Source organism: Bradyrhizobium sp. UFLA05-108 (genome assembly GCF_059803455.1).
The window spans coordinates 1-650 of the sequence record NZ_JBANAZ010000252.1 but is presented as its reverse complement, the minus strand read 5'-3'; the positions used below and the strand labels follow the sequence as shown (position 1 = coordinate 650).

Below are 650 nucleotides of genomic sequence, written 5' to 3'. Positions count from 1 at the left end.
GATCCGGACCCGCGCACGCTCGGCCTGAGCGCGCGCCACCTCGCCTATGTGATCTACACCTCGGGATCATCAGGCACGCCCAAGGGCGTCGAAATGTCCCATTGCTCGCTTCTGAATTTGCTTTCGTGCTCGCCGGAGCGTGGCGCGCCCAAACGGCGCACCCTTCAGTTTACAACGCTGAACTTCGACGTCGCATTGCAGGAATTCTTCAGTTGCTGGAGGGACGGAGGCGCGCTCGTCCTCGTCAAAGAAGAGGTCCGTTCGGACGTCTCCGCCCTAATGGAGTTTGTGCGGGCTGAGGCTATCGAACGACTTTTCCTACCATTTGTCGTCCTTCACCATTTTGCGGAAGTCTGGGCCTCGCATCGAGTGCTGCTGCCCTCGCTAAGTGAGATCTATACAGCGGGCGAGCAATTGCAGGGGACTCCAGTGCTCAAGTCGTTGCTCGAAGCGCACCCAAGCGCGAGATTGATCAATCAGTACGGGCCCGTAGAAACCCACGTGGTCACGGAGCACCGTCTCGCTGCTGACCCATCATGCTGGTCGCGATTGCCTCCGATCGGCCGTCCGATTGCGAACACGCAGGTATATCTGCTTGACGGTCACCGTGGGCCTGTTCCGTTTGGGGCGGTGGGCGAGCTCTATATCGG

The 650-nt window shown here is 59.7% G+C and carries 1 protein-coding gene; it reads left to right on the top strand.

The annotated features are described in order from the left end of the window. Nucleotides 1-650, top strand: a 650-nt coding sequence (locus SO140_RS46325; protein WP_498544252.1) for an AMP-binding protein, incomplete at both ends; no start/stop codon positions are given.